General features: G+C 66.1%; 8 protein-coding genes. 6 read left to right on the top strand and 2 right to left on the bottom strand.

From position 1 onward, the window contains the following. The first annotated feature begins 82 nt into the window (after positions 1–82). Positions 83–388, top strand: coding sequence for a HalOD1 output domain-containing protein (locus AC5FRV_RS10620; protein ID WP_493561070.1), 306 nt, complete (start codon positions 83–85; stop codon positions 386–388). A 407-nt stretch (positions 389–795) separates the two neighbouring features. Beyond that, a complete protein-coding gene (locus AC5FRV_RS10615) occupies positions 796–3741 on the top strand; it encodes an MEDS domain-containing protein (protein WP_493561069.1) in 2946 nt (981 codons plus the stop codon). A gap of 115 nt (positions 3742–3856) precedes the next feature. On the opposite strand, the gene AC5FRV_RS10610 is transcribed toward AC5FRV_RS10615, so the two are convergent. Continuing rightward, positions 3857–4810 carry a hypothetical protein gene (locus tag AC5FRV_RS10610; protein ID WP_493561068.1) on the bottom strand — a complete coding sequence of 318 codons (954 nt, stop codon included), beginning with the start codon at positions 4808–4810 and terminating at the stop codon, positions 3857–3859. Between the two features lie 464 nt (positions 4811–5274). Beyond that, entirely contained in the window at positions 5275–6036 is a 762-nt protein-coding gene (locus tag AC5FRV_RS10605; protein WP_493561067.1) for an IclR family transcriptional regulator, read from the bottom strand. 215 nt (positions 6037–6251) lie between these two features. Here AC5FRV_RS10605 and xacF point away from each other — a divergent pair, with 215 nt between their 5' ends. The 4 genes from xacF (at position 6252) to AC5FRV_RS10585 (ending at position 13596) form a co-directional block, all read left to right on the top strand. Beyond that, positions 6252–7703 (top strand): 2,5-dioxovalerate dehydrogenase, encoded by a 1452-nt coding sequence (gene xacF, locus AC5FRV_RS10600; protein WP_493561066.1) that lies wholly within the window; start codon positions 6252–6254, stop codon positions 7701–7703. A 552-nt stretch (positions 7704–8255) separates the two neighbouring features. Then, entirely contained in the window at positions 8256–9515 is a 1260-nt protein-coding gene (locus AC5FRV_RS10595; protein WP_493561065.1) for a glycoside hydrolase family 11 protein, read from the top strand. 228 nt (positions 9516–9743) lie between these two features. Continuing rightward, complete coding sequence (locus tag AC5FRV_RS10590; RefSeq protein ID WP_493561064.1) at positions 9744–11024, top strand: glycoside hydrolase family 11 protein; 1281 nt, start codon at positions 9744–9746, stop codon at positions 11022–11024. A 232-nt stretch (positions 11025–11256) separates the two neighbouring features. Further along, on the top strand, positions 11257–13596 hold the full coding sequence (locus AC5FRV_RS10585; RefSeq protein ID WP_493561063.1) for an endo-1,4-beta-xylanase: 2340 nt from the start codon (positions 11257–11259) through the stop codon (positions 13594–13596). Positions 13597–13870 lie beyond the last annotated feature (274 nt).

Below are 13870 nucleotides of genomic sequence, written 5' to 3'. Positions count from 1 at the left end.
CGATATGGATAGGTCCCGACGTTTCCGGGCCCTATCGATATCGCGAGCACGCATATGCCACGGGCGGGCATTGGTCACGACGATGAATTTCAGTTCGGACGCGACTGTTCACGAGACGTCAGTGCACGAAGCGGTCATCTACGCCGTCGCGGACGCCGACGACGTCGACCCGGTCGACCTGGCCCCGCTGTACGAAACCATCGACCCGGAGGCGCTGGACGCGCTCTTCGACGGCGGCTGTGCGGGGCAGGTGGCGTTCACCTACGAGCGTCACGAGGTCGTGGTCACCGGTGACCGGGTCACCGTCGACGGCGTCGAAGTCGACGTCCGGCCGCTCCGGGCCGCCGGGGTCGGGGAGGACTCCCGGGCCAGCGCGGCCGGGCAGTGATCCCCTGACGACCGGGCCACGGCCCGGTGCGAACGCGCCGTTCACAGGCCGTCTCCAGCAGATTTGTCGTTTTCGCGGCCCTCGTTCTCGCCCCCGAACGCCGCCGGCGTCGATCCGAAACTGGTAACGAACCGGCTCGCCATCGGTGTCAATCTGCAGATCTGATTGTCGGAGCACAATTCTTATGCACCAGTGAATCATCCGGCCAAGTGGTTACGAACCCGGGGACGCCGGGAATTTCCACGCGGGATCCGGTGGGCCTCGGACGACCTGAGTGAGACAATCATGTCTGAACTGCAACCATCCTCTCGATCGTCACAGATCGACACGGGCGCCGCGTCGACAGCACTCGAACTCGCCACGGACTCCCGCACTGGACGGCGAGTATCGACGGTCCGGGTGGTCGCATGAGCCTGATCGAACGGGTATCGCGCGAGGAGGACGACGTCCTCACCCTGGAGAGCGGCCTCGACGCGCTCCGGTCGAGCCCGTCGTTCCGCGGCCCCGTCGAGTCGCTCGACGGGCACGAAGCGAACGAACACATGGCCCTGATCTACGAGGACCGGGCCGAACAGGTCGCAGCGACCGTCCCGTACCTGGTACAGGGCCTCCGCCGGGGCGAACGGTGCATGTGCCTCCTGGAAGCGGCGAGCAAGGACGCCGTCCTCGCGGGCCTTCGACGCACCGACGTCGACGTGGACGCGGCGCTCGACACCGGTGCGCTCACGTTCCACACGGTCGAGGAGACCTACCTGCGAGACGGGCAGTTCGACCCGGACGACATGGTCGCGTTCTACGCGGACGTCATCGACGAGGCGACCCGCGAGTACGAGGCGCTCCGCATCGCGGCGACCGTCGGCTGGTTGCTCGAGGAGTCGACCTCCACGGCCGACTTCATGGCCTACGAATCGAAGGTGAACGACCTGTTCCACGGCGAGGACTGCATCGCGCTGTGCCAGTACGACCGCTCGCGGTTCCCGCCGGAGGCGCTCGGGACCGTCATCCAGACCCATCCGCACCTGGTCTACGACAACACGGTCTGCCACAACGTCTACTACACCCCGCCCGAGGAGTTCTTCGGGCCGGACCAGCCCGACCGCGAGATCGACCGTATGTTGCGGACGCTCACCGAGCGGGCCGAGGCGAAAGTCGCACTCCAGGAGCGTGAACGCTACCTCCGCGAACAGAACGAGGTCGTCGCCGACCCCGACAGGCCCTTCGAACGGAAAGTGAAACGACTGCTGGAACTGGGCCAGGAGCGCCTCGGCCTGGACTGTGCCGCGCTGACCCGGTGGGACGGCGACGAACTGGCGACCGTCGCGGCCGTCGGCGGTCACGAGCAGTTCGACGACGGGGAGCCGTCGCCGGTCGAGGAGACGTACTGCCGGAAGGTCCTCTCCCGCGAAGCGCCCCTGACCGTCGAACACGCGGCCAGGCAGGGATGGGACGACGACCCGGCCTACGACGTCTGGGGCCACGAGAGCTACGTCGGGACCACGGTCACGCTCGGGAGCGAACTGTACGGGACAGTCTGTTTCGCCTCCGGGTCGCCGCGGACGGAACCGTTCACGGCCCACGAACGGGCCGTCGTGGAGCTGACGAGCCAGTGGATCGGCTACGAACTCGAACGCGAACACCGGGAGGCCCAGCTCGCGGCGCTCAACGAGATGGCCCGGGACCTGCTCCGCATGGAGAGCCACGAGGACGTGGCCGAGGCCGCCGTCGGCCACGCCGAGTCCACGCTGAAACTGCCCGTCTCGACCGTCCTCGGGTACGACCACGACGAAGGCGGCCTGCACGCCATCGCAGAGACGGACGACGCCGCCGACGGCATGCCGACCGAGTCGCTGTGTGATCCCGAGACGGGGCCGTTCTGGGAGACGTTCGTCGCGAACGAGGTGCGGACGGTGGACGACGTGGGTGAACTGCCCGGCGCGAACGACGACCTCACCGAGGCCGTCGCTATCCCCCTCGGCGCCCACGGGCTGTTCGTGACGGCGACGATAGACCGCGACGGGTTCGGGTCCGCCGAGCGCGACTTCGTCGAGGCGACGGCGGCCACCCTCGAGACGGTGACGGCCCGCGTCGAACGGGAACGACAGCTCCAGGAGCGCGAGCAGACCCTGGAGACGCAGAACGAGGCGCTCGAACGGCTGGACCGGGTCAACGACATCATCCGGAGCATCGACCAGGCGCTCGTCCAGGCGTCGACGCGGACGGAGATCGAGTCCGTCGTCTGCGAGCGGCTGGCGACCGGCGGCCCCTACGAACTCGCGTGGGTCGGCGACGTCGACCGGGTCACCGGGGCGGTACGGCCGCGGGAGTCCGCGGGCGCCGAGAAGGGATCCCTCGACGGCCTCACGGTCGACGCCGACGAAGGCGAGGAGAGCGACCACCCCGCCGCTCGCGCCGTCGAACGCCGGGAGCCCCAGTTCGCCAACGACGTGCTCTCCGACGAGCGCTGTGCGTGCTGGCGCCAGGCGGCCCTGAACCGTGGCTACCACGCCGCCATCTCGCTCCCGCTGGTGTACCACGACACCTGTTACGGCGTCCTCACGCTCTACGGGGACAGCCCGGGCGTGTTCGACGAACTCGAACGGTCCGTGCTCGGCGAACTGAGCGAGACCATCGCCCACGCGATCAACGCCGTCGAGAGCAAGAAGGCGCTCGTGAGCGAGGAGGCCGCGGTCCTCGAGTTCGCCGTCGACGACGACGCGCTCCCGCTCGTGACGATCGCCGACGAGGCCGACTGTTCGGCGTCTCTCGACACCGTCGTTCCCCGGCCCGACGGCCGCCTGCGCGGGTACTTCACCACGACGGGTTCCCCGGCCGACGACGTCCTCGCGCTCGAATCGCGCCTCCCCGTGACGGACCTGGACCTGGTTTCGGCCCAGACCGACGACGGCGACCAACGCTGTCACTTCGAGGCGACGCTCGAGGCGGAGAGCCTGGCCGGGACGGTGCTCGAACACGGCGGCCGCCTCCGCGAGGGGACCGCCGCGGACGGAGAGGCGACGGTGGTCGTCGAACTCGCCGCCGACGCCGCCGTCCGCGAGTTCGTCGAGATGTTCCGGACCAGGTACCCCGGGTCGGAGCTGCTGGCCCGCTACAGCGACGAACGCGACTGCCGAACGACGGCGGAGTTCCACGGGACGATGACCGACGACCTGACGCCCCGCCAGCTAGAGGCGATACAGACGGCCTACTTCAGCGGCTTCTTCGAACGTCCTCGTCCCCGGACCGGGAAGGAGATCGCCGAGACGATGGACATCAGTCAGCCGACGTTCAACGGCCACCTCCGGAGCGCCCAGCGGAAACTCTGTCGGCGCCTCTTCGACGCCGACTCGGTCTGATAGTCTTCGACGCCGACGCGGTCCGATAGTGTCGGTTGTACTTTTTTCCCGGCGTTCGACGGCACCAGTCAGGTCGAACGACGGTTAGGGCTCCCAACCGACACCACGAGACGGGTTACTCCTGGCGCGGCAGGTTCCGCTGTTCTCGCTCGTCTGGTCCGCCGGCCTGGCGCTGCTGGCCGCTGTGCTGACCCCGTTGCTGGGCGCGCTGTCCCTGCAGACGCTGCTGGCTCTCCTGGCCGTAGCCGCCCTGCTGGCCCTCCTGGCCGTAGCCGCCCTGCTGGTCACCGCCATACTGCTGGTCAGCCTGCCCGTATCCACCCTGCCGACCACCGCTTCGCTGCTGGCCACGGGGGTGAGTGCCCTGTTGCTGCCGCTGCTGGCGCTGTTGTCCCTGCTGGGCCTGGGAGCGACGCTGCTGTGGGCCGTCCTGATCACCGCCGACCTGTGGGTAGGCCTCCTGGGAGTAGTGCTGGTCCTGTGGCGACGACTGCGGCTGGGTCAGTTGCCCGCCCTGTTCGCCCTGCCCGGGCTTGCCGAAGCGCTGCTGCGCGCCGACGTGGTGGGGTGACTGGCCGTGACGGGCCTCGCCGCCGTACTGCAGGCCCTGGGTCGTCTGACCCTGCCAGCCGCCCTGCTGTCCGCCGCCTCGCTGGCCCGGCTGCTGCTGGCCGAGTTGCTGGCGGCTTCCCTGCTGGCCAGATTGCTGCTGGCTGCGCTGTGGGCTGGACTGGGGGGTGAAGCCCTGGCCACCAGCCCGCTGCTGACCGCCCCGGTGACCCGCCTGGTCCCGCTGTCCCTGGCCGGTAGGCTGGCGCTGCTGTCCGCCACCTGTCTGCTGAATGTGCTGCTGTGACTGCCGGGGCGGCTGTGACTGCTGGCCGCGCTGCTGTGACTGCTGGTGTTGCTGAGGCTGCTGGTGTTGCTGTGCGCCCATCCGACCCGGCCCCTGCTGGCTCGCAGCGTGTCCGCCCCGCTGGTCGCGCTGGCCGCCGCGGTGCTGGGCCGGCTGTCTGGTGCGATGCTGGCTTCGCTGCTGTCGGGAATCGTCGTGGTCGTGGTGAGTCATTGTGTTCGTCGGAGTCGGAGTCGTGGCTGTTCTGCGGGCGATACAGTGGTCGACGAAGCGCGCCAGCGGTCGATTGGGCCCGCTTCCATCAGAATGTTGGCCCGGCAACTGCAAGACGACGGTTGCGACGAACCCGAGACGTACGTCCCAGTCCCCACCGCCTGGATGCCATTCAGTATAGTCGACAGCTAGCTGGCCTCGCGGGGTCGGTCCGGGCGATAGTTTCCGAGACCGGCGCTGAAGTGGCACCGAGGCGCCGACGAGATACTGACCGTCCCATCGGATCGAGCGATCGATCTGTATTTCAGTGGCGGATCGCAGTCGACGCGGCGGCAGGTCAGATAACAGACGTACCGGTGTTAGGCGCCGACGACGGAGAAATTCGACCGAATAGGCCCGCCGGCTTGCGAATATGCGGTCGGTCAGGCCGCGTATTCATCGATCGTGAACGATACGGTCGGCCGTCAGGAGTAGGTGACGTTCAGTTCGATGACGTTCTGGACTTCGAGGAGTTTCTGGGGGAGTTCCTCCCTGTACCGGGTGTCCCGGAGCCGGTTCGTGGGCCCCGAGACGCTGATGGCCCCGACGACGTCGTCGTTGGCCAGGATGGGCGCCGCGACGCAGCGGAGCCCGCGCAGTCGCTCCTCGTCGTCGAAGGCGAATCCCCGGTCGCGTATCCGTTCGAGTTCGTCGAACAGTTCGTCCCGGTCGGTGATGGTCTCGGGCGTCGAGGCGGGCATGCCGTGGTGGTCGATGACGGTCTCGACGCGGTCCTCGGGGAGGTGCGCGAGGATGGCCTTGCCGAGGCCGGTGCTGTGGAGGGGTGCGCGCGTGCCGACGTGGCCCTTGACCTGGACGGCCATCTCGCCGCGCGTCCGGTAGAGGTAGGATCCCTTCCCGTGTTCCTCGACGAGGAGGTTGGCGAGTTCGCCCGTCTCGCTGGCCAGGTGTTCGAGTTCTGGTTTGGCCACCTCGAACATCTCGACCTGGTCGCGGGCGTACGCGCCCAGATCGAGAAATCGCAGGCCGACGCGGTAGGTCGTCCCCTCCTTGACTACGTACTCCTCCTGTTCGAGCGTGGCGAGGTAGTTGTGGATGGTGCTCTTGGGGAGTTCGAGGTGGTCGGCGAGCTCGGTGACGCCCGCACCGTCGAGCTCCTTGAGAGCTTCGACGATAGTGAACATCGCCTCGATCGATTTCACCGGGTTCGTTGCTGACGGGCCCATGGTTCCTCTGGCGGTGCCACCTATAAAAATCTGTTCAGTATTTACGAACGTGAGTTCGGCAGCGGGCGACCGCCAGATCACTAGCAGTGCGGTCGAGCGGCCGATCTACGGCGTCCGAAGGTGCACGTGGAGAGGGCCGGCGACCACTCCGGGACTCGCCGCTCTGTCTCCCGGAAGGGAAATAGTAAGTAACCGGGCGTCGATCTTTTCAGTGTATGCCAGAGCCAAAGCAGAACTACGTCAACGGGGAGTGGGTCGCCGCAGAGTCCGGCGACACGGTCGACGTGACCAACCCCGCCGACACGACGGAAGTGGTAAACACGTATCACTACGGGAACGAAGAAGACGCCGAAGCGGCAGTCGAGGCCGCCTCGGCTGCCCAGGGCGAGTGGGCCGACATGCCGGCACCGGACCGCGGCACGATCCTCCGCGAGACCGGCGCTATCCTCGAAGAGCGTAAAGAGGAACTGACCGAGCTGCTCACGCGCGAAGAGGGCAAGCCGCTGTCCTCGGCCAGCGGGGAAGTCCAGCGCGCCATCGACATCTTCTACTACTACGCGGAGAAGGCCTTCGACTTCGGCGGGACCGTCAAGGGCGCCAGCGGCGGCCGCACCTCCGTCTCCACGCGGAAGGAGCCCGTCGGCGTCGCCGGCATGATCACGCCGTGGAACTACCCCATCGCCATCCCGGCCTGGAAGATGGCGCCCGCCCTCGCCACGGGGAACGCCGTCGTCCTCAAGCCCGCCACGCAGGCGCCCGGCCCGGCCCTCGAACTCGCCAAGGCGCTCGACGAGGCCGGCGCCCCGGACGGCATCGTCAACGTCGTCGTCGGGTCCGGCAGCAGCGTCGGCACCACGCTGACCGACAGCGAGGACGTCGACGCCGTCTCCTTCACCGGGAGCACGCAGGTCGGCCTCCAGGTCTACGACGCGGCGACCGACGACACCAAGCGCGCCCAGGCCGAGATGGGCGGGAAGAACCCGACCATCGTCACCGACAGCGCTGACGTCGACCAGGCCGTCGACATCGTCGGCGCCGGCGCCTTCGGCGTCACCGGTCAGGCCTGTACCGCCACCTCGCGCGCCATCGTCCACACCGACGTCTACGACGAGTTCGTCGCGGGCATCACCGAATACGCCGAGAGCCTGGACATCGGCCCCGGCCTCGACGACCCGGGCATGGGCCCGCACGTCAACGAAGGTGAGTTCGAGTCGACCCTCGACTACGTCGACATCGCCAAGACCGAGGGTGCGACCCACGAGTTCGGCGGCGACCGCGCCGACGAGGGCGACCTCTCGGACGGCTACTTCGTCACGCCGGCCGTCTTCTCCGACGTCACTCCCGACATGCGAATCTTCCAGGAGGAGGTCTTCGGTCCGGTGCTCGCCGTGACCGAGGTCGAGGACTTCGACGAGGCCATCGAGGTGGCCAACGACACCGAGTACGGTCTCTCGGCCAGCGTGGTCACCGACGACCTCGCCGAGGCCCACGAGTTCGTCGACCGCTCCGAGTCCGGCGTCGTCAAGGTCAACGAGAAGACCACCGGTCTCGAACTGCACGTCCCCTTCGGCGGCTTCAAGCAGTCCTCGACGAACACGTTCCGCGAGCAGGGCGACGCGGCCATCGACTTCTTCACCCAGATCAAGACGGTCTACATGAACCACTAGTCGGTTTCGCGACGCAGCCAATTTTTCGTCAGTTCGACGTCGATAGCGGTTGCGATGTCGATAGCGGCAGTACAGCGGCGTCGTTTCGCGAGCAGTGTCTCGGCTCTCGGGCGCCTGTCGCCTCGAGCGACGCGTGAGCACGCCCACAGAGCGGAATCGGACGAATACGTGCCACCGATTTACTCGTTATTACAACAATCTTTCTAGGTAATTTTTAACTACATACGGCTCAATGGCCAATTCGTTGGTAACACAACGCAACTGACGAGACGGTAGACGACGTACTACACGGGCCGGTACGGCCGGTTCGACGGGTATGAGAGCGTACGAGCAGCGGGGGAGTGTCCTTCGCGGTGCGCCGGGCAGACCACGTTCCCGCCGAGAGCGGGGACGGCGAAGGCCAGGTTCGCGGACGAAGAGCGGTAGCTACGCGACAGACGCCCCACGGTAGCGGTTTCGCCCCGTCGAAACGTCTGGCGAGACGGTGCCAGCCCACCGGTGGTCGACGAACCCCGGTCCGAACAGCGATGCGGCTATCCAACGAACACGACAATGACGAACGACGATACAAGCGACACGGGAGTATCGACGGACGAACCGAGCGACATCGAAGCGACCGCGGACGCAGACGACGGCGTGCTCGACTCGATGGGACGGCGCGACTACATGAAGTCGGCCGTCGCCACTGCAGCGGTCGGCCTCGGCGCCGGCGCCGTAGCGAGCCCGGCCGCCGCCATCACCTCGAACCAGACGGGGAACCACGGCGGCTACTACTACTCCTTCTGGACGGACTCCGAAGGAACGGTAACGATGAACCTGGAGTCCGGCGGGAGTTACAGCGTCAACTGGAGTGACACCGGCAACTTCGTCTGCGGGAAAGGATGGAGCACCGGCTCACGCCGGAACATCGACTACAACGCCCAGTACAACCCCTCGGGTAACTCCTACCTCTGCGTGTACGGGTGGACGACGAACCCACTCGTCGAGTACTACATCATCGAGGACTACGGCAGCTACAAACCCGGGGACTCCTATCAGGGCACCCACACGACCGACGGCTCCACCTACGAGATTTACACCTCCGAGCGAGTCAACAAGCCCTCCATCGAAGGGAACGCGACCTTCACCCAGTACTGGTCCATTCGCCAGAACTCGCGAACGAGCGGGACCGTCACCACGGGCAACCACTTCGATGCCTGGGAGAACCACGGCCTGAACATGGGCAGCCACGACTACCAGATCATGGCCACCGAAGGCTACCAGTCCAGCGGCAGCGCCAGCGTCACCGTCGGCAGCTCCGGCGGCGGCGGCGGCGGTGGTGGCGGTGGCGGCGGCGGCGGCGGTGGCGGCGGCAGCGACGGCGGCTCCGGCGGGTCCACCGGATCGCTGTCGAGTGGCACCTACAGCATCCAGAACGTCAACAGCGGCAAGGGCCTCGACGTCGCCAACGAGTCCACCGAGGACGGCGCCAACGTCCAGCAGTACTCCTACTGGGGCGGCTCCAACCAGCAGTGGAACGTCGAGGACACGGGCAACGGCTACCGCATCCAGAACGTCAACAGCGGCAAAGTGCTCGACGTCGCCAACTCGTCCACGTCCGACGGCGCCAACGTCCAGCAGTACTCGGACGGCGGCGGCGACAACCAGCGCTTCCACATCCACGACCAGGGGAGCGGCCAGTACCACATCCAGCCCGTCCACAGCGACATGGCCGTCGAAGTCGAGAGTGGCTCGACGTCCGACGGCGCGAACGTCCAGCAGTACGACTGGAACGGCAACGGTAACCAGCTCTGGACGTTCCAGTCGCCGTAGTCGGCGCAGATCCCTTCTGACCGCACCCGATTTTTTCGCGGTCAACGCTGGCGCGACGTTCGACCTCCGCCCACGACGTGCGGCCGTGACGGGCGCTGGCGTCGGTGGCCACGTCGCCACAGCGTAGATCGGTGCTTGATTATTCCGAAGTCTAAATATAATTCATTAAAGAATCTATAGGTTTTATTAACAATGGCATCTATTGGAACGACGGTGTGAACAGACACCATGACAGACGACGACACGCAATCGAAGCGGGACGGATCGAACTGCAGTGACGACGGCCGCGGGGACGTCGAAGACGTAGCTGCCGAGAACGACGGGAACGGCCTCGGTGGGATGGGGCGGCGAGACTACGTGAAAGCAGTGGGCACCGCAGCGGCGACGGCAATCGGTGTCGGCGCCGCGACGAACCCCGCCGCCGCCATCACCTCGAACCAGACGGGGAACCACGGCGGCTACTACTACTCCTTCTGGACGGACTCCGAAGGAACGGTAACGATGAACCTGGAGTCCGGCGGGAGTTACAGCGTCAACTGGAGTGACACCGGCAACTTCGTCTGCGGGAAAGGATGGAGCACCGGCTCACGCCGGAACATCGACTACAACGCCCAGTACAACCCCTCGGGTAACTCCTACCTCTGCGTGTACGGGTGGACGACGAATCCCCTCGTCGAGTACTACATCATCGAGGACTACGGCAGCTACAAACCCGGGGACTCCTATCAGGGCACCCACACGACCGACGGCTCCACCTACGAGATTTACACCTCCGAGCGAGTCAACAAGCCCTCCATCGAAGGGAACGCGACCTTCACCCAGTACTGGTCCATTCGCCAGAACTCGCGAACGAGCGGGACCGTCACCACGGGCAACCACTTCGATGCCTGGGAGAACCACGGCCTGAACATGGGCAGCCACGACTACCAGATCATGGCCACCGAAGGCTACCAGTCCAGCGGCAGCGCCAGCGTCACCGTCGGTAGCTCCGGTGGCACGGGTGGCACTGGCGGCACGACCGGTGGTGGCACGGGCGGTGGTAGCGGCGGTACCACCGGTGGTGGCAGCGGCTCGACGGGGTCGGTCGCGAGTGGCACCTACCGCATCACCAACGTCAACAGCGGGAAAGTCCTCGACGTCTCCGGCCAATCGACCTCCGACGGCGCCAACGTCCAGCAGTACTCCTACTGGGGCGGCTCCAACCAGCAGTGGAACGTCGAGGACACGGGCAACGGCTACCGCATCCAGAACGTCAACAGCGGCAAAGTGCTCGACGTCGCCAACGCGTCAACCGGGAACGGCGCGAACGTCCAGCAGTACACGGACTACGGCGGCGACAACCAGCGCTTCCACATCCACGACCAGGGGAGCGGCCAGTACCACATCCAGCCCGTCCACAGCGACAAGTCCCTCGACGTCGAAAGTTCCTCGACGTCCGACGGCGCGAACGTCCAGCAGTACGACTGGTACGGGGGCAACAACCAGCTCTTCACGCTCGACTCGGTGTAGCCCGCGCAGATTCCTTCCGACCGCACCCGATTTTTCGACGGTCGCCCGCCGCACCGAGGGACCGATTCGCTCGACGGAATTGCCTCGGTATCGGTCCGCAGTGCGCGCCGCTCTGGGCACGGAGAGCACGCCCGCCCAGCAGTTTATCTCAGTTAGTGTGTCGATAATTCATCGTTTGATGATCCGGTTTTATTAGCCGCCCAGCCATCGGTGGTGCTGGTGAACTGACAGCATGGAAGACGACGACAGGCGATCAGTGAGAGACGAATCGAACGGGAGCGAAGACGAGCCACGGGACGTCGAGGTCGTACCCGAAGACGAAACGAAACCCAGACGAAACGACTTCGCAGCGATGGACCGGCGCGACTACATGAAGGCGGTGGGCGCCGCCGCGGCCGCCACGGGACTGGGCGCCGCAGCGTCGTCCCCGGCGGCGGGCGCGACGGCGGACACGTCCAAGACGCCCGAGGAGCGCATCCAGGAGCATCGCACCGGCGACCTCGAAGTGGTCGTCGAGATTTCCGACGGGTCCACGGTCTCGGGGGCGGAAGTGAGCGTCACCCAGCAGTCCCACGACTTCCGGTGGGGAACGGCGGTCCACGCCGACACGCTGATCAACCAGAACAGCGCCGGCGACAACTACCGGGAGTACATCCCGGAGCTGTTCAACACGGCCGTGATGGAGAACCAGCACAAGTGGGCCCTCTGGGAGCAGAACACCCAGCTCGCCGACGACGCGACCAACTGGATCCTCGACCAGGGCATGGACATGCGCGGGCACGTCTGCGTCTACGGCGTCGACTACGCGGTTCCGAGCGACGTCCAGACCGCCATCGACAACGGCGACACGGAGACGGTCCGCGAACTGGCGATGCAACACATCGACGAGATCATGAACCACTATGGGAGCGACATCCACGAGTGGGAGGTCCTCAACGAGGTCCAGCACTCGACGACGATCATCGACCCGTTCACGTCGAACCCCGAGACCGCGCAGATCGTCGCCGACTGGTACCAGCGGGCCGAGGAGGTCCGTCCCAGCGGCACGACGCTGGCGGTCAACGACTACAACGCCATCGCCGGCGACTACAGCAGCGACCAGCAGGGCTACCAGACCCACATCCAGCACCTGCTCGACAACGGTATCGACCTGGAGACGACGGGGCTGCAGTGTCACTTCGCCCAGAACGAGACGCTGAGCGACAGCCAGATCATCAGCATCCTCAACGAGTACGGGCAGCTCACGGACACCCTCAAGATCACCGAGTACGACCAGTCGGGCAGCAACTGGGACGAGTCGGCCAAGGCCGACTGGTTCGAGCGCTTCCTCCGGCTGACGTTCAGTCATCCCGGCGTCGGGTCCTTCCTGGTGTGGGGCTTCTGGGACGGCCGCCACTGGGAGGACGACGCGCCGTTCTTCTACGAGGACTGGTCCGAAAAGCCAAGTCTCGACGTCTGGCGGAACCTCGTCTACGGCGAGTGGTGGAACGACGAGAGCGGCACCACCGATTCGAGCGGGACCTACTCGACGAACGCTTTCCTCGGCGACCACGAGATCTCCGTCTCGACGGACAGCGACTCGACGACGCAGACGGTCTCGGTCACCAGCACCGGCGGGACGTCCGTCACCGTCACGGTCGACGGGAGCGGTACCGGCGACGGTGACGACGGTGACGACGGTGACGATGGCAGCGACGGTGACGACGGCAGCGGCGAGCAGCAGCCCTACAACGGCTCGCCCCACGCCGTTCCCGGCACCATCCAGGCCGAAGAGTACGACGAGGGTGGCTCGGGCGTGGCCTACAGCGACAACACCACCGAGAACGAGGGCGGTGCGATGCGCACCGACGAGGCCGTCGACATCTCCTCGAACTCCGCCGGCTCTGGCTACTCCATCGGGTACATCGAGTCCGGCGAGTGGGTCGAGTACACCGTCGACGTCCAGCAAGCCGGCGAGTACACCCTCGAAGCGCTCGTCGCCTCCGACTCCGGCGGCGGATCCTTCCACCTCGAAGTGAACGGTCAGGACGTCTCGGGCACCGTCAGCTTCGGCGCCACGGGCGGCTGGGACTCCTGGGAGACCGTCTCCACCGCCGGCGTCTCCCTCGACGCCGGCCAGCAGGTCATCCGCGTCTCGATGGACGAGAGCTGGTGGGACCTCAACAACGTCTCCCTCTCGCTCGACGGCGCCGGTAGCGGCGGCAGCTCCGGCGGCGACGGCGATGGTTCGGGAGACACCGGCGGCGACGGCGGGACCGGCGGTGACGGTGGAACTGGCGGCGACGGCGATACAGGTGGCGACGGCGATACCGGTGGCGACCTGATCGCGGAGATCTCGCCCAGCACCACCGCCGCCAGCGTCGGCGACCTCGTCCAGTTCCACATCAACGACACGTCTGGGTCCGGAAACTGGATCACGTCCCTCGAATGGGACCTGGGTAACGGCTCGACCGGCACCGGCTGGTACACCGACGAACGCTACCAGTCCGCCGGTAGCTACACCGTCACGCTCACCGCGACGGACAACGAGGGAACCTCGACCACCGACGAGGTGACTGTGACCATCTCCTGATCGAGTGTCGGGTGGTCGCGGACGGCCGGCGACGGTCCCGACGGCCACCACCACCACGGCGCCGGTAGCCTGACGAACAGCCCGGACGGTCGAACCACCGTCCCAACCGCGATTCCTTCGGAGTGTCAATGTCCGCCGGTCGGACAGTTCAGGATCGCTCGCTTGAGTGTAATCCTTCGATAATTTGTCTACAGTAATTAATTAATGTATAGATAAATAATTAAAATGTCTTCAGGCTTTATCAACGTTCCAGCCAACGGAATACGTGCCGGTG

It is taken from the genome of Halomicrobium sp. HArcel3, assembly GCF_058933135.1.
Note: the sequence above shows the minus strand (reverse complement) of the source record. Positions and strands in the feature narration are given on the sequence as shown.

Bases quoted from the DNA above. Each gene is read 5' to 3' on its own strand.
- AC5FRV_RS10605 (WP_493561067.1), bottom strand. From the start codon at position 6,036: ATGGGCCCGTCAGCAACGAACCCGGTGAAATCGATCGAGGCGATGTTC.
- AC5FRV_RS10620 (WP_493561070.1), top strand. From the start codon at position 83: ATGAATTTCAGTTCGGACGCGACTGTTCACGAGACGTCAGTGCACGAA.
- xacF (WP_493561066.1), top strand. From the start codon at position 6,252: ATGCCAGAGCCAAAGCAGAACTACGTCAACGGGGAGTGGGTCGCCGCA.
- AC5FRV_RS10585 (WP_493561063.1), top strand. From the start codon at position 11,257: ATGGAAGACGACGACAGGCGATCAGTGAGAGACGAATCGAACGGGAGC.
- AC5FRV_RS10615 (WP_493561069.1), top strand. From the start codon at position 796: ATGAGCCTGATCGAACGGGTATCGCGCGAGGAGGACGACGTCCTCACC.
- AC5FRV_RS10610 (WP_493561068.1), bottom strand. From the start codon at position 4,810: ATGACTCACCACGACCACGACGATTCCCGACAGCAGCGAAGCCAGCAT.
- AC5FRV_RS10595 (WP_493561065.1), top strand. From the start codon at position 8,256: ATGACGAACGACGATACAAGCGACACGGGAGTATCGACGGACGAACCG.
- AC5FRV_RS10590 (WP_493561064.1), top strand. From the start codon at position 9,744: ATGACAGACGACGACACGCAATCGAAGCGGGACGGATCGAACTGCAGT.